Origin of the sequence: Streptococcus koreensis (assembly GCF_003627135.1) — a bacterium.
GTDB lineage: Bacteria > Bacillota > Bacilli > Lactobacillales > Streptococcaceae > Streptococcus > Streptococcus ilei.
This window is the reverse complement of record NZ_CP032620.1, coordinates 58,643-79,884: the sequence shown is the minus strand read 5'-3', so window position 1 is coordinate 79,884 and position 21,242 is coordinate 58,643. Positions and strand designations below refer to the sequence as shown.

Sequence of the window (21,242 nt, the reverse complement as noted above, 5' to 3'; positions counted from 1 at the left end):
ATTTTGATAAAATAGAATGGAGAGGTTCAATTATGTGGAAGATTCAATTGTTTGTGTTTGTGGAAGCTTTGTTACTCACCATGGCTGCAATCACTATTTTAGCGGGAAATATATCTCGTATTGTCCTAATCGTGGTTCTTTGCTTACTTCTATTGTATTATTACATCGGAAAACAGCGGAGTAATTTTCTTTTAGTGGCATCCAGCATCCTGCTGTTTTTTATTGTCATGCTAAATCCCTATGTCATCGCTGCGCTTTTGTTTGCCGTAGTCTATGCCATGATAGTGGCTTATCCTTATTTTTACCGTGAAAACGAAGAAGTGAAGATAGATTATGAGGAAGATGTAGAAATCCGACAAGAGAAAACGCCTTGGATTGGAGATCTGCATCATTTTTCAAAGGTAAACTGCCATTTTCGTGATTTAACGATTATACGTTTAGTCGGGAAGGATACGATTCACTTAGACGAAGTGATTGTGGTAAATCATGACAATGTCATAATCATGAGAAAGATGTTTGGCAATACTAAAATTATTTTGCCAGTGGATGTGGAGCTTAGCTTGCAAGTGAATACCTTATATGGAGAATTACGCCTCTTCTCTCAAAAACCTAGGAAATTGAGAAATGAGACAGTTAGCATGGAGACGCCAAATTATCGAAGTTCCCATCGGACAGTGAAGCTTGTTGTAGCAGGAATCGTTGGAGATGTGGAGGTGGTTAGAGGATGAAACGAACAGACTATCTTTTAATCTTCCTTTATACGGTCTTGATTCTAGCTGTTATTATCCATTCTATCTTTGGTCTCTTCGACTTTCAGTGGACTTATCTATTGGAAGATTTATCAAAGCTTCGTGCATTTCTGTTTATTGGCTTTGGATTGACGGTTGCTCTCACTATCTTGATGATTTTATTGATTAAATTGATTCAATTTACAATTATGAACACCGTCCAAAAAAACTTAAGAAGCTTGCTCGAAGGCAAGAAGCTAAAACTTGGAGAAAACAAAGAGATTAATGAAGAATTTCAGCGCTTGGATCGGAAGCTCAAACGCCTGACAGAAAATTTGCAACGAACAGAAAATCGAGTCATGCAAAATGAAGAAGAGATTGTGGAAAGAGAACGCAGGCGAATTGCACGAGATCTCCATGATACGGTGAGTCAAGAATTATTTGCAGCCAACATGATCTTGTCCGGTGTAGCCAACCAGGATCAAGTTCTTCAACTTCCTAAAGTAGGGCAACAGTTGAAGGGAGTTACAGAGATTCTAAATACCGCTCAAAATGATTTGCGAATTTTGCTACTGCATTTACGGCCGACAGAATTGGAAGGTCGGAACCTAGTAGAAGGTCTGCAGGTGATTTTTAGAGAACTACAAGAAAAGAGCAATTTAGAAGTTCATTTTGAACACGATGTTCAAAAATTACCTAAAGCCATTGAAGAGCATATTTTCCGGATTGTGCAAGAAGTGGTTAGCAATACATTGAAACATGCTCATGCCAAGCGATTAGATGTTTATCTTTTGCAAGCAGAACAATCCCTCCATCTCAAGATAGCAGATGACGGAGTAGGCTTTGATCCAGAATCGCTGGGTGAACTAAGTTACGGTATGAAAAATATTCAAGATCGAGTGGATGACATGGCAGGAAGAATTAAAATTTTGGCCAGTCCCAAAAAAGGAGTGGCCATTGATATCAAAGTGCCATTAGTAGAAGGAGAAAATGATGAAATTATTACTAGTAGATGATCATGAGATGGTCCGATTAGGATTAAAAAGTTATTTAAGTATGCAAGAGGGGATTGACCAAGTCCTAGAGGCTAGTGATGGTCAAGAGGGTGTCGAGTTAGCCTTACAAGAACGACCAGACGTCATTATTATGGATATTGTCATGCCCCATATGAGCGGGATTGAAGCGACGCTCGCCATCTTAAAGGAATGGCCAGATGCAAAAATATTAATCCTAACGTCCTATCTGGACAATGAAAAAATTTACCCTGTCTTGGATGCGGGAGCTAAAGGCTATATGCTCAAAACTTCCAGTGCAGAGGAAATTCTTCGTGCAATCTACAAGGTGGAGCAGGGAGAGTTGGCGATTGAGACAGAAGTCAGCCAAAAAGTAGAGTATCGAAAAAATCACGTGGAACTCCATGATGACCTGACCGCGCGTGAACGAGATATCTTGGCTTTACTAACCAAGGGGTACGAAAATCAACGGATAGCTGATGAATTATTCATTTCATTAAAAACAGTCAAGACCCATGTGTCGAATATATTGTCAAAATTAGAAGTGAGCGATCGTACCCAAGCAGTAGTTTATGCCTTCCAACATCACTTGGTCTCTCAGGAAGATTTTTAGTCAAAAACATGCTATAATAGACAGCATACTAAATGGAGACCAACATGGATGCAAAAACACGCTACAAAGCGAAAAAGATTAAAATAGTATTTTTTGATATTGACGATACCTTACGAAATGTTGAGACAGGCTATGTTCCAGCTTCGATCACCAGAGTATTCTCTCAATTACGAGAAAAAGGAATTTACACAGCTATTGCTAGTGGACGAGGGATTTTTGGAGTGCCAGAAGAAATCAAGGCTCTCCAACCGGACTTCTATGTCACTTTGAATGGCTCCTACGTGATTGATCGTAAGGAAAATGTCATTTATGAAGAAAGGGTGCCAAATCCACTGGTTCAAGATTTTATTGCTTGGACCAAGCAAGTTGGAATTCATTATGGTTTGGTTGGGAGTCATCAAGCAGCCCTGTCTATTCGGACGGAAGAGATGAGCCAGGCTATTGATCCCATCTATCCAAATTTACCAGTGGATCCTGATTTTGCTACTAAGCATTCTATCTATCAAATGTGGACCTTCGAGACTGGTGAAGCATTCGATGCTCTCCCAGAGGATTTGGCACAAGAATTGCGTTTGGTTCGCTGGCATCCAATTTCATCTGATGTTGTCTTAAATCAGCAATCCAAAGCCCATGGTGTCTCAAAGGTAGTAGAAAAACTGGGGCTCAAACCAGAAAATGTCTTAACATTTGGGGATGGATTGAACGACATAGAATTATTTGACTATGCTGGTTTAGCGATTGCCATGGGAAATGCCCAGGAAGCATTAAAAGCTAAAGCAGATTATGTCACAAAAACTTTAGAAGAAGATGGCATTTTACATGCCTTAGAGGAGTTAAAAATGGTTGAAAAAGAATTGCATTTACCACAAACAAAAATGGATCAAGAAACAGGACCAATTGCGACGATTCATACCAACTATGGAGATCTGAAGATTCGTCTCTTCCCTGATCAAGCACCAAAAACCGTTGCGAACTTTATTGCGCTTGCGAAAGACGGCTATTACAACGGAGTGATTTTCCACCGCATCATTAAAGATTTCATGATCCAAGGTGGCGACCCAACTGGAACAGGTATGGGTGGGGAATCCATCTACGGAGAATCTTTTGAAGATGAATTCTCTGAAGAATTGTACAATATCCGTGGCGCGCTATCTATGGCCAATGCCGGACCAAATACCAATGGCAGTCAATTCTTCATTGTTCAAAACCAACACCTTCCATATTCTAAAAAGGAAATCGCCCGTGGTGGGTGGCCTGAAGCTATTGCAGAAATTTATGCAGAAGAAGGAGGAACTCCTCATTTGGACCGTCGTCACACAGTATTCGGTCAGTTGATGGACGAAGCTTCTTATCAAGTATTGGACACCATTGCAGCAGTCGAGACAGGTGCCATGGACAAACCCAAAGAAGATGTGGTGATGGAATTGATTGATATTGAGGGAGACGCATGAGAATCGGGGATAAACTGAAGGGTGTTGTGACAGGGTTGCAACCTTATGGAGCCTTTGTTGAACTAGAGACAGGGGTAACCGGTTTAATCCATATTTCTGAAATCCGCAGTGGGTATATTGACAACATTCATGATATTTTAAAAATTGGAGATGAAGTTACTACTCAGGTCATCGATATTGATGAATATTCAGGGAAGGCTAGTTTGTCCCTTCGAACCTTAGAAGCTGGGAATAGAAAGCACTTTCGTCATCATCGTTTTTCGAATGATCGCCATAAGATCGGTTTTACTCCTTTAGCTAAGCAATTACCTATTTGGATTAAAGAAAGCAAAGAATTTTTGAGTGATACTGGGCGGGGAAAATAAGAATTTGTTTCCGCAGATAGAAGAAAAAGAGGCTACATTGTAGCCTCTTTCTTATTCTTGTTCAAAATCGTAAAGAGTAGTCGAAAGGTAACGTTCCCCATTATCTGGTGCCAAGGCCAAGACTTTTTTACCAGCTCCAAGCTCTTTTGCGACTTCAATCGCTGCATAGATAGCGGCGGCAGATGAAATTCCAACTAAGAATCCTTCTTTTCCACCAATGTAGCGACCTAATTCTAAAGCTTGTTCAGAAGTGACACGGATTACGCTATCATAAGAATTGGTATCCAGAGTTTCTGGAATGAAACCTGCTGAAAGTCCTTGGATTTTGTGAGGTCCTGGTTTTTCGCCAGAAAGAATCGCTGATTCATCTGCTTCAACGGCATAGACTTGAACGGCTGGGTTGACTTTTTTCAAGGCATGAGAAACACCTGAAATAGTTCCACCTGTTCCAACACCACTGACGTAGGCATCCAATCCATTTGGCCCAAAAGCTTCTAAAATTTCTTGTCCTGTTGTTGCTTCATGGACTTCTGGGTTGGCGCTGTTGTTAAATTGGAGGGGAAGGAAACCGTTTCGTTCTGCAGCGATTTCTTCTGCTTTAGCGATAGCTCCTTTCATTCCTTCACTACCTGGAGTTAAGACCAGTTCAGCTCCATAAGCTTGAATGATTTTCCGACGTTCAACACTCATGGTTTCAGGCATGACGATGACGACTTTATACCCTTTGGCAGCCCCAACCCATGATAAACCAATTCCTGTATTTCCGCTGGTTGCTTCAACGATAGTAGAACCAGGTTGAAGCAGACCATCTCGTTCTGCTTTTTCAATCATGCTAAGAGCAATCCGGTCTTTGACAGATGAACCTGGGTTGAAGGCTTCTAGTTTAACATAGACATCAGCAGCCCCTTCAGGTACCAAGTGGTTCAATTTTACAATAGGTGTTTTTCCGATTAATTCTGTAATATTTTCATAGATTGGCATACGATATACACTCCTTTGTTAGTGTATCCAGTATACCGCCAGTAATCCGGTTTGTAAAATATAAAAAAGCTATCGATGTGATAGCCTTTTTTTATAACTGGATAGGAACTTCCACTTCCTTTAGCCCCTGATCACTAATCTCAACTTTTCCATGGTAAAAATCAATCAGGTCTGCAATCACATCTTCTTTTTGCTCTTTATCTACATAAATCAGACTAAAGACAGCATCGGTGAAGTCTGTCTGAAATTCTGCTAATTGGTGAGCGGATAGAAAGTTCACAAACTCTTGGTATTGGGGATAAGTCAAGGTAATCCCTAACCCAACTTGCTCCTTGATTTCAACGAGACCGATTTCTTTCACAGCCTGAGCGACGCTACCTGCATAAGCACGGATCAGACCGCCTGCGCCTAGCTTGATCCCACCAAAATAACGAGTGACAACGCAGCAGACATTGGTCAACTCATGATTTTCTAGCACACCTAGCATGGGAACGCCGGCAGTCCCACTCGGTTCTCCGTCGTCGCTGGTCCGTTTGATCTCAAACTGTTGGCCTATGACAAATGCGGAGCAATTGTGAGTTGCCTTGTAATGTTCTTTCTTGACAGCAGCTATAAAGTCGCGAGCTTCCTCTTCAGTATAGACCCGTTTAACATGGCAAAGAAAGCGAGATTTTTTAATTTCTTCTTGGACGAGGCCGTCCTCTTTAAATGTCTTGTATTCCATACACTTATTTTACAAAAAAACTCGCAAAACTGCGACTTTTTACGAATATATAAGTATGAAAGTTGAAGATTGTTATGGAAGGTTGTTCACCCAAGAACAACTAGAGGTGGAACTGCTTGGACAAGCCCAAGAACTGCCAGCTATGGTAGAGGAAAAGACGGGCTTGTTTTGTAATCGGTGTGGGACTAAGATTGATAAAAGCAAATGGAAACTACAGATAGGAAGCTACTATTGTAGAGCCTGCATTCAATTAGGAAGAGTTAGGAGCGACCAAGTACTCTATTACTTTCTCCAGCAAGCCTTTCCGCAGGAAGAAGTCCTAAGATGGCAGGGGAGCTTGACGCCATTTCAAAGTCGGGTTTCTCAAGAGTTGGTTCAATCCTTAACAGATAGAAAGCCTATGATGGTACACGCAGTTACAGGAGCAGGTAAAACGGAAATGATGTACCAAGTGGTGGCGGAAGTGATAAAAAAGGGGAGATGTGTTTGCATTGCTACACCAAGGATTGACGTGTGTATTGAATTATATAAGCGAATGACAAAGGACTTTTCCTGCCCCATCACGTTGTTGCACGGTGATTCAGAAGCTTATTTCCGAACGCCTCTCGTCATATCCACCACACATCAACTACTAAAATTTTATCAAGCTTTTGACCTCCTCATCATCGATGAAGTCGATGCCTTTCCTTTTGTTGATAACCCTGTTCTCTACCATGCCGTTTCAAATGCCGTAACCAAGAATGGAAAGCTCATCTATTTGACAGCTACCTCAACAAAAGAGTTAGATAAAAAGGTCAAAAAACAGGAAATAAACCGCGTTAGCCTACCCAGACGCTTTCACGGAAACCCTCTAGTAATTCCTAGAAAAGTATGGCTAAAAGATCTACGAAAGAAAGTAGAAAAGAAGCAAGTACCAGGGAAGTTACTCAGACTAATAAAGGAGCAACGAAAAACAAGCTTTCCACTGATCTTATTTGTATCAGAGATTGAATTAGGAGAAAAGCTCCTTAACCTCTTAAGACAGAACTTCAAGGATGAAATCATCGAACTGGTGACCTCTAAAACAGAAAATAGGTTAGAACTGGTAGAAAAATTTCGCAACCAAGAAATTACAATCCTTGTTTCAACGACAATCCTGGAAAGGGGAGTTACCTTCCCTAAAGTAGATGTGTTTGTGATTGAGGCCAATCATCGGCTGTTCACTAAGAGCACCCTGGTTCAAATCGCTGGTCGTGTAGGAAGAAGTATGGAAAGACCCACAGGCGAATTACTTTTTCTAGCAGAAGGAACCAGCCAAGAAATGACACAAGCCATTAAAGAAATAAAAGAAATGAATCGGGAGGCAGGATTTTGAGTAACTGTCTGTTATGTGATCAAGAGCTATTCAAACAAGAATCCTTAAGGGATCTCATCCTAATGAAAAAAGAGAATCTCACAATGTGTGACAACTGTAAAAATAAGTTCGAACCAGTTAGTGAAGCTAGTTGCAAGACTTGTTGTAAAAAAAGTTCAGAGACTTCTTGTGAAGATTGCCAAGAGTGGGAACGAAAAGGGAAAAGTGTAAACCATAAAGCACTCTACTACTATAATGAAGAAATGAAGGAATACTTTCAGAAATACAAATTTCAGGGGGATCAACTGTTAGCTGGACTATTTGCTGAAGAAGTAAAGGCAGCGCTAAAAAAGTATAAAGGGTATACCATTGTTCCAATACCTTTAAGCGATAAGAGAAATGAGAAGAGAGGATTTAATCAGGTAACAGCCATCTTAGAAGCTGCAGGAATCCCTTATCAAGACCTATTAATAAAAAAGGATACAAAAGCCCAATCACAGAAAAATAAAAAAGAAAGATTAAAAACAGAACAAGCCTTTGAACGAAAAGAGCTTAAAAATAAAAGCTGGCCGGAGAAAATAATGATAATCGATGATATCTACACAACAGGGGCAACAATAGAGAGAGCTAAAGAAATGTTACATGTAAACGGGGTGAAAGAAATAAGATCTTTTTCATTAGCAAGATAGAATAATCAAAAATATATTTGCAAAAATAAAATGAAAGCGTTATAATGTAGATATAAAAAGAAAAACGTTTAGAAAGAAGGTACTTATATGATTAAATATAGTATCCGTGGTGAAAACCTAGAAGTAACAGAAGCCATTCACGACTATGTCGTTTCTAAACTCGAAAAAATTGAAAAATATTTTCAAGCAGAGCAAGAATTGGATGCACGTGTAAACCTAAAAGTTTATCGTGAAAAAACTGCAAAAGTTGAAGTCACGATTCCACTGGGTTCTATTACGCTGCGTGCAGAAGATGTTTCTCAAGATATGTATGGATCTATTGACTTGGTAGTTGACAAGATTGAACGTCAAATTCGTAAGAATAAAACAAAGATTGAAAAGAAAAATCGTAGTAAATCTGCAACTAGCAAAATCTTTACAGAAGCTTTAGTAGAAGAAAGTGTTGCATTGGAAAAAGTTGTCCGTACAAAAACGATTGACATTGAACCAATGGAATTAGATGAAGCGATTCTTCAAATGGAACTATTGGGACATGACTTCTTCATCTACAAGGATGTGGAAGACAATACAACTAACGTTATTTACCGTCGCGAAGATGGAGATATTGGACTTCTTGAAGTTAAAGACAAATAAGTTAACACAGTCAGAAAGCTCCTGTAGAATATACAGGAGCTTTCTATATATATAGGAAATAAATAGTCGCAAATCAAAAAAATAACAAAAAAAATAAAAAAATAGAAAAAAGTTATTGACAAGGAGAAGAGGTCGTGATATACTAATATAGTTGTCGCGCGAGAGCGACAAAGACCTTTGAAAACTGAACAAGACGAACCAATGTGCAGGGCACTATAACGGAAGTTATAGTAACTGAACAATGAAAAAAACAATAAATCTGTCAGTGACAGAATGAGTTTAGACAAACAATTATTTTAATGAGAGTTTGATCCTGGCTCAGGATGAACGCTGGCGGCGTGCCTAATACATGCAAGTAGAACGCTGAAGGAAGGAGCTTGCTCTTTCCAGATGAGTTGCGAACGGGTGAGTAACGCGTAGGTAACCTGCCTGGTAGCGGGGGATAACTATTGGAAACGATAGCTAATACCGCATAACAACAGATGTTGCATGACAGCTGTTTGAAAGGGGCAATTGCTCCACTACCAGATGGACCTGCGTTGTATTAGCTAGTTGGTGAGGTAACGGCTTACCAAGGCGACGATACATAGCCGACCTGAGAGGGTGATCGGCCACACTGGGACTGAGACACGGCCCAGACTCCTACGGGAGGCAGCAGTAGGGAATCTTCGGCAATGGACGAAAGTCTGACCGAGCAACGCCGCGTGAGTGAAGAAGGTTTTCGGATCGTAAAGCTCTGTTGTAAGAGAAGAACGAGTGTGAGAGTGGAAAGTTCACACTGTGACGGTATCTTACCAGAAAGGGACGGCTAACTACGTGCCAGCAGCCGCGGTAATACGTAGGTCCCGAGCGTTATCCGGATTTATTGGGCGTAAAGCGAGCGCAGGCGGTTAGATAAGTCTGAAGTTAAAGGCTGTGGCTTAACCATAGTACGCTTTGGAAACTGTTTAACTTGAGTGCAGAAGGGGAGAGTGGAATTCCATGTGTAGCGGTGAAATGCGTAGATATATGGAGGAACACCGGTGGCGAAAGCGGCTCTCTGGTCTGTAACTGACGCTGAGGCTCGAAAGCGTGGGGAGCAAACAGGATTAGATACCCTGGTAGTCCACGCCGTAAACGATGAGTGCTAGGTGTTGGGTCCTTTCCGGGACTCAGTGCCGCAGCTAACGCATTAAGCACTCCGCCTGGGGAGTACGACCGCAAGGTTGAAACTCAAAGGAATTGACGGGGGCCCGCACAAGCGGTGGAGCATGTGGTTTAATTCGAAGCAACGCGAAGAACCTTACCAGGTCTTGACATCCCTCTGACCGCTCTAGAGATAGAGTTTTCCTTCGGGACAGAGGTGACAGGTGGTGCATGGTTGTCGTCAGCTCGTGTCGTGAGATGTTGGGTTAAGTCCCGCAACGAGCGCAACCCCTATTGTTAGTTGCCATCATTTAGTTGGGCACTCTAGCGAGACTGCCGGTAATAAACCGGAGGAAGGTGGGGATGACGTCAAATCATCATGCCCCTTATGACCTGGGCTACACACGTGCTACAATGGCTGGTACAACGAGTCGCAAGTCGGTGACGGCAAGCTAATCTCTTAAAGCCAGTCTCAGTTCGGATTGTAGGCTGCAACTCGCCTACATGAAGTCGGAATCGCTAGTAATCGCGGATCAGCACGCCGCGGTGAATACGTTCCCGGGCCTTGTACACACCGCCCGTCACACCACGAGAGTTTGTAACACCCGAAGTCGGTGAGGTAACCTTTTAGGAGCCAGCCGCCTAAGGTGGGATAGATGATTGGGGTGAAGTCGTAACAAGGTAGCCGTATCGGAAGGTGCGGCTGGATCACCTCCTTTCTAAGGATAAGGAAACCTGCACGTTCGTCTTGTTTAGTTTTGAGAGGTCTTGTGGGGCCTTAGCTCAGCTGGGAGAGCGCCTGCTTTGCACGCAGGAGGTCAGCGGTTCGATCCCGCTAGGCTCCATTGGTGAGAGATCACCAAGGATGAACATTGAAAATTGAATATCTATATCAAATAGTAACAAGAAAATAAACCGAAAACGCTGTGAATATTTAATGAGTTTTCTAATTTTTGAAAAAATTAGGTTAATAAGGTTAAGTTAATAAGGGCGCACGGTGGATGCCTTGGCACTAGGAGCCGAAGAAGGACGTGACAAACGACGAAATGCCTCGGGGAGCTGTAAGTAAGCGCCGATCCGGGGATGTCCGAATGGGGGAACCCAGCAGGTGATACCTGTTACCCATATCTGTTAAGGATATGAGGAGGAAGACGCAGTGAACTGAAACATCTAAGTAGCTGCAGGAAGAGAAAGCAAAAGCGATTGCCTTAGTAGCGGCGAGCGAAACGGCAGGAGGGCAAACCGAAGAGTTTACTCTTCGGGGTTGTAGGACTGCAATGTGGACATAAAGATTATAGAAGAACTACCTGGGAAGGTAGGCCAAAGAGAGTAACAGCCTCGTATTTAAAATAGTCTTTATACCTAGCAGTATCCTGAGTACGGCGAGACACGTGGAATCTCGTCGGAATCTGGGAGGACCATCTCCCAACCCTAAATACTCCCTAGTGACCGATAGTGAACCAGTACCGTGAGGGAAAGGTGAAAAGCACCCCGGGAGGGGAGTGAAATAGAACCTGAAACCGTGTGCCTACAACAAGTTCGAGCCCGTTAATGGGTGAGAGCGTGCCTTTTGTAGAATGAACCGGCGAGTTACGATATGATGCGAGGTTAAGTTGAAGAGACGGAGCCGTAGGGAAACCGAGTCTGAATAGGGCGCTTTAGTATTATGTCGTAGACCCGAAACCATGTGACCTACCCATGAGCAGGTTGAAGGTGCGGTAAAACGCACTGGAGGACCGAACCAGGGCACGTTGAAAAGTGCTTGGATGACTTGTGGGTAGCGGAGAAATTCCAAACGAACTTGGAGATAGCTGGTTCTCTCCGAAATAGCTTTAGGGCTAGCGTCGACATAAAGATTCTTGGAGGTAGAGCACTGTTTGGGTGAGGGGTCCATCCCGGATTACCAATCTCAGATAAACTCCGAATGCCAATGAATTATGGTCGGCAGTCAGACTGCGAGTGCTAAGATCCGTAGTCGAAAGGGAAACAGCCCAGACCACCAGCTAAGGTCCCAAAATAATTGTTAAGTGGAAAAGGATGTGGGGTTGCACAGACAACTAGGATGTTAGCTTAGAAGCAGCTATTCATTCAAAGAGTGCGTAATAGCTCACTAGTCGAGTGACCCTGCGCCGAAAATGTACCGGGGCTAAAACAATTTACCGAAGCTGTGGATACCTTTAATGGTATGGTAGGAGAGCGTTCTATGTGTGAAGAAGGTATACCGTGAGGAGTGCTGGAACGCATAGAAGTGAGAATGCCGGTATGAGTAGCGAAAGACAGGTGAGAATCCTGTCCACCGTAAGACTAAGGTTTCCAGGGGAAGGCTCGTCCGCCCTGGGTTAGTCGGGACCTAAGGAGAGACCGAAAGGTGTATCCGATGGACAACAGGTTGATATTCCTGTACTAGAGTATGTAGTGATGGAGGGACGCAGTAGGCTAACTAAAGCGTGCGACTGGAAGTGCACGTCTAAGCAGTGAGGTGTGAATTGAGTTAAATGCTTAGTTCTATAACATTGAGCTGTGATGGGGAGCGAAGTTTAGTAGCGAAGTTAGTGATGTCACACTGCCAAGAAAAGCTTCTAGCGTTTAAACATACTCTACCCGTACCGCAAACCGACACAGGTAGTCGAGGCGAGTAGCCTCAGGTGAGCGAGAGAACTCTCGTTAAGGAACTCGGCAAAATGACCCCGTAACTTCGGGAGAAGGGGTGCTGACTTTATGTCAGCCGCAGTGAATAGGCCCAAGCAACTGTTTATCAAAAACACAGCTCTCTGCTAAATCGTAAGATGATGTATAGGGGGTGACGCCTGCCCGGTGCTGGAAGGTTAAGAGGAGTGCTTAGCGGTAACGCGAAGGTATGAATTGAAGCCCCAGTAAACGGCGGCCGTAACTATAACGGTCCTAAGGTAGCGAAATTCCTTGTCGGGTAAGTTCCGACCCGCACGAAAGGCGTAATGATTTGGGCACTGTCTCAACGAGAGACTCGGTGAAATTTTAGTACCTGTGAAGATGCAGGTTACCCGCGACAGGACGGAAAGACCCCATGGAGCTTTACTGCAGTTTGATATTGAGTGTCTGTGCCACATGTACAGGATAGGTAGGAGCCATTGATATCGGGACGCCAGTTTCGATGGAGGCGTTGTTGGGATACTACCCTTGTGTTATGGCCACTCTAACCCGGATAGGTGATCCCTATCGGAGACAGTGTCTGACGGGCAGTTTGACTGGGGCGGTCGCCTCCTAAAAGGTAACGGAGGCGCCCAAAGGTTCCCTCAGAATGGTTGGAAATCATTCGCAGAGTGTAAAGGTATAAGGGAGCTTGACTGCGAGAGCTACAACTCGAGCAGGGACGAAAGTCGGGCTTAGTGATCCGGTGGTTCCGTATGGAAGGGCCATCGCTCAACGGATAAAAGCTACCCTGGGGATAACAGGCTTATCTCCCCCAAGAGTTCACATCGACGGGGAGGTTTGGCACCTCGATGTCGGCTCGTCGCATCCTGGGGCTGTAGTCGGTCCCAAGGGTTGGGCTGTTCGCCCATTAAAGCGGCACGCGAGCTGGGTTCAGAACGTCGTGAGACAGTTCGGTCCCTATCCGTCGCGGGCGTAGGAAATTTGAGAGGATCTGCTCCTAGTACGAGAGGACCAGAGTGGACTTACCGCTGGTGTACCAGTTGTCTCGCCAGAGGCATCGCTGGGTAGCTATGTAGGGAAGGGATAAACGCTGAAAGCATCTAAGTGTGAAACCCACCTCAAGATGAGATTTCCCATAACTATATGTTAGTAAGAGCCCTGAGAGAAGATCAGGTAGATAGGTTAGGAGTGGAAGTTGTGTGAGCAATGGAGCGGACTAATACTAATAGCTCGAGGACTTATCCAAAAAGTAACTGAGGATATTTACAGCGGTTTAGATTTTTGTTAGAATATAGGTATTCAATTTTGAATGTTCATCATTCAGAGTTAAGTGACGATAGCCTAGGAGATACACCTGTACCCATGCCGAACACAGAAGTTAAGCCCTAGAACGCCGGAAGTAGTTGGGGGTTGCCCCCTGTGAGATATGGTAGTCGCTTAGCAAGATAGGAAGTTAGACGCTTCCTTTTTTGGGAGTTTAGCTTTGTTGGAATTGAGAGGAAATCGAGATTCCAATCGGCGGATAAGAGAAACGCAGTTTCTCACCGTTGGCTGAGCTAGACGACCATTTGGGAGTTTAGCTCAGCTGGGAGAGCATCTGCCTTACAAGCAGAGGGTCAGCGGTTCGATCCCGTTAACTCCCATAGGTCCCGTAGTGTAGCGGTTATCACGTCGCCCTGTCACGGCGAAGATCGCGGGTTCGATTCCCGTCGGGACCGTAGAAACAAAGTTTCTAGAAGATAATGATACGACTCGTTAGCTCAGTTGGTAGAGCAATTGACTTTTAATCAATGGGTCACTGGTTCGAGCCCAGTACGGGTCATTATAGCGGGTTTGGCGGAATTGGCAGACGCACCAGATTTAGGATCTGGCGCTTTACGGCGTGGGGGTTCAAGTCCCTTAACCCGCATAAAAGAATAATAATGAGCCGGCTTAGCTCAGTTGGTAGAGCATCTGATTTGTAATCAGAGGGTCGCGTGTTCAAGTCATGTAGCCGGCATTTTTTTATATAAAGAAACAGATGCGAACGTAGTTCAGTGGTAGAACACCACCTTGCCAAGGTGGGGGTCGCGGGTTCGAATCCCGTCGTTCGCTTGAGGAGGCCGGGGTGGCGGAACTGGCAGACGCACAGGACTTAAAATCCTGCGATTGGTAACGATCGTACCGGTTCGATTCCGGTCCTCGGCATAGACTTAGGTTGGAGAAGAAGCACCCTTAGCTCAACTGGATAGAGTACCTGACTACGAATCAGGCGGTTAGAGGTTCGACTCCTCTAGGGTGCATGGTCGCAAGACTATGTAAGAATTGAATAAGAACGAGCACCCTTAGCTCAACTGGATAGAGTACCTGACTACGAATCAGGCGGTTAGAGGTTCGACTCCTCTAGGGTGCATAAAGCGTAAGCTTTAGTTCGGGAAGTAGCTCAGCTTGGTAGAGTACTTGGTTTGGGACCAAGGTGTCGCAGGTTCGAATCCTGTCTTCCCGATACTGTAGAAAGGTCCTATGACCTTTTTTGTTTTGTAAAAAAAAGGCCGTGTGGCCTTTTTCTTTTATAAGAGCTGGTATTCATCAATCAGCATAATAGTTTCTCTTCCCTTGTTATCAACAATCCGGACTTGTCTTGGATAATAGGGGTCGAAGGGAATTAGGAAATCAACTGCAATTTCTAAAGGGAAGTCTTTTTGACTGAACCGTAAAGTTGTTTTTCCTTTTCGATTAATGAGTTCAAATTTTAAAACTGGGTTTAAGGGATAGACATGTTTGAGATAGTTGTCAATGACATACCAGAAACTATCTATAATATCATCTGGTAAACTGGTCATCACTCCAAAACTAGCGTAGCGGCCTCTTGTATTTGTAAATGCCATTGTGTCTCCCTTCCTCTTTTTATTAAGTACATAGTACTTGTTTTGCTTGGATATTGCAAGTGTTACGTTCGAAAAAAAGAGCTTTCGCTCTTTTCAACTTTATTTATTTCGCAGTTCAACATAACGGTTGTACCAAATTTTAATGTATTCTTCAGAGAAAGGACCTAATTGATTGTTGATCCAGTCTACAAGGATTTTGACATTTTCTTTTAGGATAAAGTCAATGTCGTCTGAATAGTTCATTTTGCGTTTGTGCTGTTCGTATTCTTCTACGTCCAGCAGTTTCTTATCACCACCAGGAAATACCTTGACATCAAGATCATAATCAATATACTTTAGTGCCTCTTGATCCATATAAAATGGACTGGCTAGATTACAATAGTAGGATACTTCATTATCCCGGATCATGGCGATGATATTGAACCAGTACTTCTTATGAAAGTAGACGATTGCTGGCTCTCTTGTAATCCATCTTCTACCATCGCTCTCTGTAACGAGAGTATGATCATTGACGCCGATAAGTGCGTTTTCCGTAGTTTTTAGTACCATGGTGTCCCGCCAGGTTCGGTGGAGACTTCCATCATGTTTATAACTTTGAATTGTAATAAAGTCGCCTTCTTTAGGTAGTTTCATAACTTACCAACTTTCTACAATCTAAGTACATCCTCTATATTGTATCATATTTTCATGAAAATAAGGGATTTTCATGTGAATTTTTATTTAAAGGAATTCGCGAAGTGCTGTAGAAATGTCTGAGTAGTCGTAGCCTTTACGAGCTAGTGCTTGAGTGAGGCGTTGTTTGAGTTCGTAGCCTTCGTATTTTCGGGAGTATTTCCGGTGCTGTTTTTCTAGTTCCTTCATAATCAGGTCAAGAGTTTGTTCCTCGTCTTGTTCGATATCTAATTGGTGATAGGCTTGCTTGGCAACTTCATAACTAAAGCCTTTATTGATAAGAGTTTGTGTGATTTTATCATTTAAGGCTCTTGGTGGAAGTTTCTTAACGTATTGCTTAGCCAGTTTCTGGGCAGTTCGTTGAGCCACCTCGGAAAAATCAAATTCTGAGGTGATTTGGTCGATATAGTGGGAAGAGGCACCTTTTTGAATGAGCTTTTGCTTGAGGAGATAGGGGCCCTTGTCTCCTGAGAGTTGATTGGATTGAAAGATAGCGCGAGTATAGGCAAGGTCATCGATCCATTTGTCTTCTTTTAGGGTGTTAATGACGGTTTCGATGGTAGATTCGTCGATTTCGTGCTTGATTAAATAGTCTCGAACCTCGCGAGCTGTTCGTGCCTTAAAGGAAAGGTGATAGAGGGCCAAGTTTTTAGCATGGGAGAGCTGGGCAAAGGTTTGAATTTCCTTGAGTTCTTCCTGGCTAATTTCCTTGTCTCGTGAGAGCATGAAGCGGACGATGGTGTCTTCTGTAATGTAGAGGGATTCGGCTTGATCCAGCTCTAGAAGGTAGAGACGTTTTTTCTTTTCTAATTTGGTAATTTTCATAGGTTTCCTATTTCGTTTGAGTTTATTATGGTAAATGATCAGTCTTTCTCTCTATATTATTCGTATTCCTTTTGAGAAATGGTCCCTGATTCCTTGTTTTTCTTTTCAATTCTATCATATTCTAAACGAATGAGAAACTACATGGTATAATAGACATATGGATTTAAAAGTTAAACAAAGAATTCCTTTGAAAATCAAGCGAATGGGAATTAATGGTGAAGGGATTGGCTTTTACAAGAAGACCTTGGTCTTTGTGCCTGGGGCTTTAAAGGGTGAAGATGTCTTTTGCCAAATTACGGCGATTCGGAAGAATTTTGCAGAAGCCAAGCTCTTGTCCGTCAACAAGGCTTCCAAGTACCGGGTAACGCCAACCTGTGATATTTATGAGACCTGTGGGGGCTGCCAAATCATGCATCTGAAGTACAGCAAGCAGTTGGAGTTCAAAACAGACTTATTGCAGCAGGCCTTGAAAAAATATGCTCCTAAAGGCTATGAAAATTATTTGATTCATTCGACGCTTGGGATGAAAAAACCTCAGTATTATCGGGCTAAGCTCCAATTTCAGACGCGTAAATTTAAGGGGCAGGTCAAGGCTGGTTTATACGCTCAAAATTCCCATTATTTGGTGGAATTAAGGGACTGTCTGGTCCAGGATCCGGTCATTCAGGAAATCGCTAATCACGTAGCTGAGCTATTGACCTACTACCAGATTCCGATTTCAGATGATCGGAAGCAATTGGGAGTTCGAACCATCATGGTGCGTCGGGCTCGTAAGACTGGACAGGTCCAAATGATCGTGGTGACGAGTCGACAAATTAATTTAACAGACTTGGTCGCAGACCTAGTAGAAAAATACCCTGAAATTGTAACGGTGGCAGTCAATCTGAACACTTCTAAATCAAGCGAGATTTATGGGGAGAAGACGCAGATTATTTGGGGACAGGAGACCATTCGTGAAGGGGTCTTGGATTATGAATTTTCCTTGTCTCCTCGGGCCTTTTACCAGTTAAATCCTGAGCAAACTGAAGTCCTCTATAGTGAGGCTGTCAAGGCCTTAGATGTATCCCCAGAGGATCATTTGATTGATGCATACTGCGGGGTTGGAACTATTGGTTTTGCCTTTGCGGACAAGGTCAAGAGTGTACGGGGGATGGACATTATCCCTGAAGCGATTGAGGATGCTAAATACAATGCTAAGCAGATGGGATTTGATAACACCCACTACGAAGCTGGGACGGCTGAGGAAATTATTCCTCGCTGGTACAAAGAAGGCTATCGGGCGGATGCAGTCATTGTGGATCCACCACGGACAGGACTGGGTATTCAATTGATTGATACCTTGTTGCGCTATGCCCCTCAAAAGATGGTCTACGTTTCTTGCAATGTTTCCACCCTGGCGCGGGACCTTGTGGACTTGACCAAGGTGTATGATGTCGTCTACATCCAGTCAGTAGATATGTTTCCCCATACAGCTCGGACAGAAGCTGTGGTGAAGTTAGTAAAGAAAGCTTAATAGAACAGGAATCAACAATGGATATTTGGGAAATCATGTATGAAAAGGCCAAAGCCCTCTATCGTCCCCATGAAGTATCTGATTTTGTCTATGCGCAACACGTGGTTGCGGCTATTGAGGCAGAGGATGGGCAAATCTATACAGGCTTTTGTATGGAAGGGACCTGTGGAGTCTTCCATTTGTGTGCAGAACGAGCGGCTCTCTTTAATATGTACCAAGCATCTGGTCAAACCAAGGTGAAACGAATTTTAGCCTTCCGAGATCGACCACCTTATGGCGGCGGCTCTGGAATGCCTTGTGGGGCTTGTCGAGAGTTCTTAATGGAACTTGATCCAGCCAATAGCCAGTTGGAGTTTATGGTCGATTATGAGAGTCGAAAGACTATTACTCTGGGAGAATTGATGCCCTTTTGGTGGGGAGAAGAACGGGCCAATCAGAGGGCTGAGGAGCTTCCCCAGGAGGAGTCTTAGTTTCCCAGGAGCTAAGATGAGAGAAGAAATGTGAGAGTGAGAGATGGACAATAAAATTGATGTATCGATTCCAGTGGCTCAAGTCATTGACCAACATCCAGAAGTATTGGATTTGTTGGTGGAATTGGGCTTTAAACCCTTAGCCAATCCGATCATGCGCAATACAGTTGGGCGCAAGGTTTCTTTGAAACAAGGATCAAAATTAGAGGGAACTCCCATGGAAAAGATTGTGCGAACATTAGAGGCCAATGGCTATGAAGTAGTGGGGCTAGACTAATGAGCGATGAACGAATTCATGTCTTGAGAGACATCTTATTAGACCTTCATCATGGAGCCTCTCCTGAGTCGGTCCAAGAGCGCTTTGATGCGACCTTTAGCGGGGTGTCTGCGATTGAGATTTCCCTCATGGAGCATGAGCTAATGAACTCTGATGCAGGCATTACCTTTGAGGATGTCATGGAGCTTTGTGATGTCCATGCCAATCTCTTTAAGAACGCTGTACAAGGGGTTGAAGTAGCAGATACTGACCATCCAGGCCATCCGGTTCAGATCTTTAAACAGGAGAACCTGGCCCTTCGGGCGGCTATGATGCGGGTCCGTCGTTTGCTGGATAATTATGAGACGACAGAGGATCCTGAGATGATCCAGGAGATTCACAAAGGCTTGTTGCGTCAGCTAGGCTTGGTGGGTCAATTTGATCGGCATTACCGCCGCAAGGAAGAGTTGATGTTTCCTATTATGGAACGCTATGGACATGATTCCCCTCCCAAAGTCATGTGGGGGGTAGATGACCAGATTAGAGACCTCTTTGCGAAAGCCTTGGAAGTAGCTAAGGAACTTCCTAATTGTGCCATTTCGGAGGTCAAAGAGCGCTTTGAAGCCTTTGCGCAAGAGTTTGAAGCCATGATCTTCAAGGAAGAGTCCATCCTCTTGATGATTTTGCTGGAGGCCTTTAGCCAAGATGATTGGCTTTCCATCGCGGAAGAAAGTGAGGCTTACGGTTATGCCATTATCATTCCGAGTGAGAAATGGGTACCGAAACGTGTGGACTTTAAGGAAGAGGAAGCAAGAGAGACAGAAGGTTTAGGTGAAGCCCTTCCTTCTTCAAATGGAGGCGAGCAGCGACAGGTCATTGAGACTCCAGAGGGGCAGTTGACCATTACCTTCACGCCTAAGAAAAAAGAAGAGAGCTTCGATCGTCAGCAACCACAGGCTTTTGGCCATGGCTTCCTCTCTGTAGAGCAGGCTAACTTGATCTTGAACCATCTACCGATGGAGATCACTTTTGTTAATAAGGATGATATTTTCCAATATTATAATGATGCAGTCCCTTTTGAGGAGATGATTTTCAAACGGACGCCATCGCAGGTAGGACGTCATGTCGAACTGTGTCACCCGCCAAAATACTTGGAGAAGGTCAAAGCAATCATGCAGGGACTTCGAGAGGGGAAAAAAGACAAGTACGAAATGTGGTTCAAATCAGAATCGCGTGGGAAATTTGTCCATGTTACCTATGCAGCAGTGCGCGATGAAGCGGGAGAATTTCAAGGTGTCTTGGAATATGTCCAGGATATCCAACCCTATCGGGAGATCGATAGTGAATTTTATAGAGGATTGGAGTAAGAATGAGCTACGAAAAAGAATTTATGAAAGAATTTGAGGCTTGGATCAAGACCCAGGTCATGATCAATGAGATGGCCCTGACAGAAAGCAAGAAGGTCTATGAAGAGGATCAGGACGAGCGGGCCAAGGAAGCCATGATCCGCTATGAGAGTCGCTTGGATGCTTATCAATTCCTTCAAGGGAAGTTTGCTAACTACCACGCAGGGAAAGGTTTCCACGATCTTCCAGATAGCTTGTTTGGAGAGAGAACCTATTAAAGGCTCTCTGGGAGGCTTTTGACTAGCTGGATTTGGCTGAAAATAGTGCAATGACTTGATTTTTCGAGGGATTGTGTTACAATAAAAAAGTTGAACAGACGTCAACGAATTATCGAAACTAATATTGGTGATGAAACCTTGTTGCCTTAGGGATTGATCACTGGATACGTAGGAGGAAAAATGGCAAAGAAGAACGTTAACCGTGCGAAACAATACAAGCATCAAAATAGACATCTTTTGAAAAAAGCTGTCGCAACTGTAGGAGCAGCCGTTAAAGAGGCACCTAAAAAAGTTGAGAAAGCAGCAAAAGCAGCAGCGAAAGAAGTGAAACAAGTAGCTTCTTCAGTGGAAGAATTTGCTGCAAGCTTGGAAGGTGTAGCCCTTGATCGTGCGCAAACATTCTATGATGAAGGTATTCGCTCTGTTGCGGACTTCGCAAACTGGACAGAAAAAGAGTTGTTGGCCCTTAAAGGAATCGGACCAGCAACCATCAAAAAATTGCAAGAACTTGGTGTCAAGTTTAAATAATCCCTTTTGCGATTTCTTGCTATTTCTAGGAAAACTTGATAAAATGAAGCTGTTAGAGGTGTTTTGAATCCCACATTTTACAGAAAGTGGCGGTGCTGAGAAGTCCACAAATGTGTCAAAACTAGTTGCTAATGGATGAAAATGAAATAAAAATGTCTTTTCTTTTAAAGACAAGAGTTGCGGGCATCTGCCCGAAATTGG

At 43.5% G+C, this 21,242-nt stretch carries 19 protein-coding genes, 11 tRNA genes and 3 rRNA genes; 28 read left to right on the top strand and 5 right to left on the bottom strand.

The genetic code is table 11. The features are described from left to right. Positions 1 to 32: 32 nt before the first annotated feature. From liaF to D7D50_RS00490, 5 genes are read left to right on the top strand one after another with little or no spacing between them, the layout of a single operon-like run. Entirely contained in the window at positions 33 to 728 is a 696-nt protein-coding gene (gene liaF / locus D7D50_RS00510; RefSeq protein WP_117745175.1) for a cell wall-active antibiotics response protein LiaF, read from the top strand. Beyond that, positions 725 to 1,744: an envelope stress sensor histidine kinase LiaS gene (locus D7D50_RS00505; protein ID WP_120701189.1), complete on the top strand. Its 1,020-nt coding sequence runs from the start codon at positions 725 to 727 to the stop codon at positions 1,742 to 1,744. Before liaF ends, D7D50_RS00505 begins: the two co-directional genes overlap by 4 nt. Further along, positions 1,722 to 2,354, top strand: coding sequence for a response regulator transcription factor (locus tag D7D50_RS00500; protein ID WP_023022361.1), 633 nt, complete (start codon positions 1,722 to 1,724; stop codon positions 2,352 to 2,354). The genes D7D50_RS00505 and D7D50_RS00500 overlap by 23 nt, the downstream gene beginning before the upstream one ends. A 44-nt stretch (positions 2,355 to 2,398) precedes the next feature. Beyond that, positions 2,399 to 3,805: a bifunctional Cof-type HAD-IIB family hydrolase/peptidylprolyl isomerase gene (locus D7D50_RS00495; protein WP_120701188.1), complete on the top strand. Its 1,407-nt coding sequence runs from the start codon at positions 2,399 to 2,401 to the stop codon at positions 3,803 to 3,805. Further along, entirely contained in the window at positions 3,802 to 4,170 is a 369-nt protein-coding gene (locus D7D50_RS00490) for a S1 RNA-binding domain-containing protein (RefSeq protein WP_120701187.1), read from the top strand. The genes D7D50_RS00495 and D7D50_RS00490 overlap by 4 nt, the downstream gene beginning before the upstream one ends. A gap of 51 nt (positions 4,171 to 4,221) precedes the next feature. On the opposite strand, the gene cysK is transcribed toward D7D50_RS00490, so the two are convergent. Together cysK and D7D50_RS00480 are read right to left on the bottom strand one after the other, a co-directional pair. After that, the gene (cysK, locus tag D7D50_RS00485; protein WP_120701186.1) at positions 4,222 to 5,151 is read right to left on the bottom strand and encodes a cysteine synthase A; all 930 of its coding nucleotides are present in this window, start codon (positions 5,149 to 5,151) and stop codon (positions 4,222 to 4,224) included. Positions 5,152 to 5,242: 91 nt separating this feature from the next. Continuing rightward, positions 5,243 to 5,875, bottom strand: coding sequence for a YigZ family protein (locus D7D50_RS00480; RefSeq protein ID WP_023027744.1), 633 nt, complete (start codon positions 5,873 to 5,875; stop codon positions 5,243 to 5,245). A gap of 55 nt (positions 5,876 to 5,930) precedes the next feature. Here D7D50_RS00480 and D7D50_RS00475 point away from each other — a divergent pair, with 55 nt between their 5' ends. The 17 genes from D7D50_RS00475 (at position 5,931) to D7D50_RS00390 (ending at position 14,771) form a co-directional block, all read left to right on the top strand. Continuing rightward, on the top strand, positions 5,931 to 7,229 hold the full coding sequence (locus tag D7D50_RS00475; protein ID WP_120701185.1) for an ATP-dependent helicase ComFA: 1,299 nt from the start codon (positions 5,931 to 5,933) through the stop codon (positions 7,227 to 7,229). Between the two features lie 62 nt (positions 7,230 to 7,291). Beyond that, positions 7,292 to 7,897, top strand: a complete 606-nt coding sequence (locus D7D50_RS00470) for a ComF family protein (RefSeq protein ID WP_227877749.1) — start codon at positions 7,292 to 7,294, stop codon at positions 7,895 to 7,897. Between the two features lie 87 nt (positions 7,898 to 7,984). Then, positions 7,985 to 8,530: a ribosome hibernation-promoting factor, HPF/YfiA family gene (hpf, locus tag D7D50_RS00465; RefSeq protein WP_023022375.1), complete on the top strand. Its 546-nt coding sequence runs from the start codon at positions 7,985 to 7,987 to the stop codon at positions 8,528 to 8,530. Positions 8,531 to 8,825: 295 nt separating this feature from the next. Further along, a 16S ribosomal RNA gene (locus D7D50_RS00455) occupies positions 8,826 to 10,374 on the top strand. A 53-nt stretch (positions 10,375 to 10,427) separates the two neighbouring features. Continuing rightward, positions 10,428 to 10,500 (top strand) — tRNA-Ala (locus D7D50_RS00450). Between the two features lie 129 nt (positions 10,501 to 10,629). Beyond that, positions 10,630 to 13,532: ribosomal RNA gene (locus tag D7D50_RS00445) — 23S ribosomal RNA — on the top strand. Between the two features lie 80 nt (positions 13,533 to 13,612). Next, positions 13,613 to 13,728, top strand: a 5S ribosomal RNA gene (rrf, locus tag D7D50_RS00440). Together the 16S, 23S and 5S rRNA genes with 11 tRNA genes alongside form the textbook arrangement of a ribosomal RNA operon. Positions 13,729 to 13,856: 128 nt before the next feature. Next, positions 13,857 to 13,929: transfer RNA gene (locus D7D50_RS00435), tRNA-Val, on the top strand. 2 nt (positions 13,930 to 13,931) lie between these two features. Further along, positions 13,932 to 14,004, top strand: a tRNA-Asp gene (locus D7D50_RS00430). Positions 14,005 to 14,035: 31 nt separating this feature from the next. Beyond that, positions 14,036 to 14,108: transfer RNA gene (locus D7D50_RS00425), tRNA-Lys, on the top strand. Between the two features lie 5 nt (positions 14,109 to 14,113). Then, positions 14,114 to 14,195, top strand: a tRNA-Leu gene (locus D7D50_RS00420). A 17-nt stretch (positions 14,196 to 14,212) separates the two neighbouring features. Further along, a tRNA-Thr gene (locus tag D7D50_RS00415) sits at positions 14,213 to 14,285 on the top strand. A 23-nt stretch (positions 14,286 to 14,308) separates the two neighbouring features. Then, a tRNA-Gly gene (locus D7D50_RS00410) sits at positions 14,309 to 14,380 on the top strand. Between the two features lie 7 nt (positions 14,381 to 14,387). Next, a tRNA-Leu gene (locus tag D7D50_RS00405) sits at positions 14,388 to 14,473 on the top strand. A gap of 21 nt (positions 14,474 to 14,494) precedes the next feature. Then, positions 14,495 to 14,568 (top strand) — tRNA-Arg (locus D7D50_RS00400). Positions 14,569 to 14,604: 36 nt separating this feature from the next. Beyond that, positions 14,605 to 14,678: transfer RNA gene (locus D7D50_RS00395), tRNA-Arg, on the top strand. 19 nt (positions 14,679 to 14,697) lie between these two features. Then, positions 14,698 to 14,771, top strand: a tRNA-Pro gene (locus D7D50_RS00390). A gap of 64 nt (positions 14,772 to 14,835) precedes the next feature. Here the strand turns inward: D7D50_RS00390 and D7D50_RS00385 are convergent. From D7D50_RS00385 to recX, 3 genes are all read right to left on the bottom strand, one after another. Next, positions 14,836 to 15,153, bottom strand: a complete 318-nt coding sequence (locus tag D7D50_RS00385) for a DUF960 domain-containing protein (RefSeq protein ID WP_120701183.1) — start codon at positions 15,151 to 15,153, stop codon at positions 14,836 to 14,838. Between the two features lie 99 nt (positions 15,154 to 15,252). Beyond that, a complete protein-coding gene (ntdP, locus tag D7D50_RS00380) occupies positions 15,253 to 15,786 on the bottom strand; it encodes a nucleoside tri-diphosphate phosphatase (RefSeq protein ID WP_048715843.1) in 534 nt (177 codons plus the stop codon). An 87-nt stretch (positions 15,787 to 15,873) separates the two neighbouring features. Then, complete coding sequence (gene recX / locus D7D50_RS00375; protein ID WP_120701182.1) at positions 15,874 to 16,650, bottom strand: recombination regulator RecX; 777 nt, start codon at positions 16,648 to 16,650, stop codon at positions 15,874 to 15,876. A gap of 157 nt (positions 16,651 to 16,807) precedes the next feature. Here recX and rlmD point away from each other — a divergent pair, with 157 nt between their 5' ends. From rlmD to D7D50_RS00345, 6 genes are all read left to right on the top strand, one after another. After that, the gene (rlmD, locus tag D7D50_RS00370) at positions 16,808 to 18,163 is read left to right on the top strand and encodes a 23S rRNA (uracil(1939)-C(5))-methyltransferase RlmD (protein WP_120701181.1); all 1,356 of its coding nucleotides are present in this window, start codon (positions 16,808 to 16,810) and stop codon (positions 18,161 to 18,163) included. Positions 18,164 to 18,180: 17 nt separating this feature from the next. Next, on the top strand, positions 18,181 to 18,633 hold the full coding sequence (locus D7D50_RS00365) for a cytidine deaminase family protein (RefSeq protein ID WP_023022383.1): 453 nt from the start codon (positions 18,181 to 18,183) through the stop codon (positions 18,631 to 18,633). 43 nt (positions 18,634 to 18,676) lie between these two features. Beyond that, positions 18,677 to 18,910, top strand: a complete 234-nt coding sequence (locus tag D7D50_RS00360) for a DUF1858 domain-containing protein (protein ID WP_006596822.1) — start codon at positions 18,677 to 18,679, stop codon at positions 18,908 to 18,910. Continuing rightward, positions 18,910 to 20,256 carry a DUF438 domain-containing protein gene (locus D7D50_RS00355; protein ID WP_120701180.1) on the top strand — a complete coding sequence of 449 codons (1,347 nt, stop codon included), beginning with the start codon at positions 18,910 to 18,912 and terminating at the stop codon, positions 20,254 to 20,256. The genes D7D50_RS00360 and D7D50_RS00355 overlap by 1 nt, the downstream gene beginning before the upstream one ends. Positions 20,257 to 20,258: 2 nt before the next feature. Further along, positions 20,259 to 20,513 (top strand): DUF1912 family protein, encoded by a 255-nt coding sequence (locus D7D50_RS00350; RefSeq protein WP_120701179.1) that lies wholly within the window; start codon positions 20,259 to 20,261, stop codon positions 20,511 to 20,513. 180 nt (positions 20,514 to 20,693) lie between these two features. Further along, positions 20,694 to 21,041: a helix-hairpin-helix domain-containing protein gene (locus D7D50_RS00345; protein WP_023026407.1), complete on the top strand. Its 348-nt coding sequence runs from the start codon at positions 20,694 to 20,696 to the stop codon at positions 21,039 to 21,041. The last annotated feature ends 201 nt before the right edge of the window (positions 21,042 to 21,242 follow it).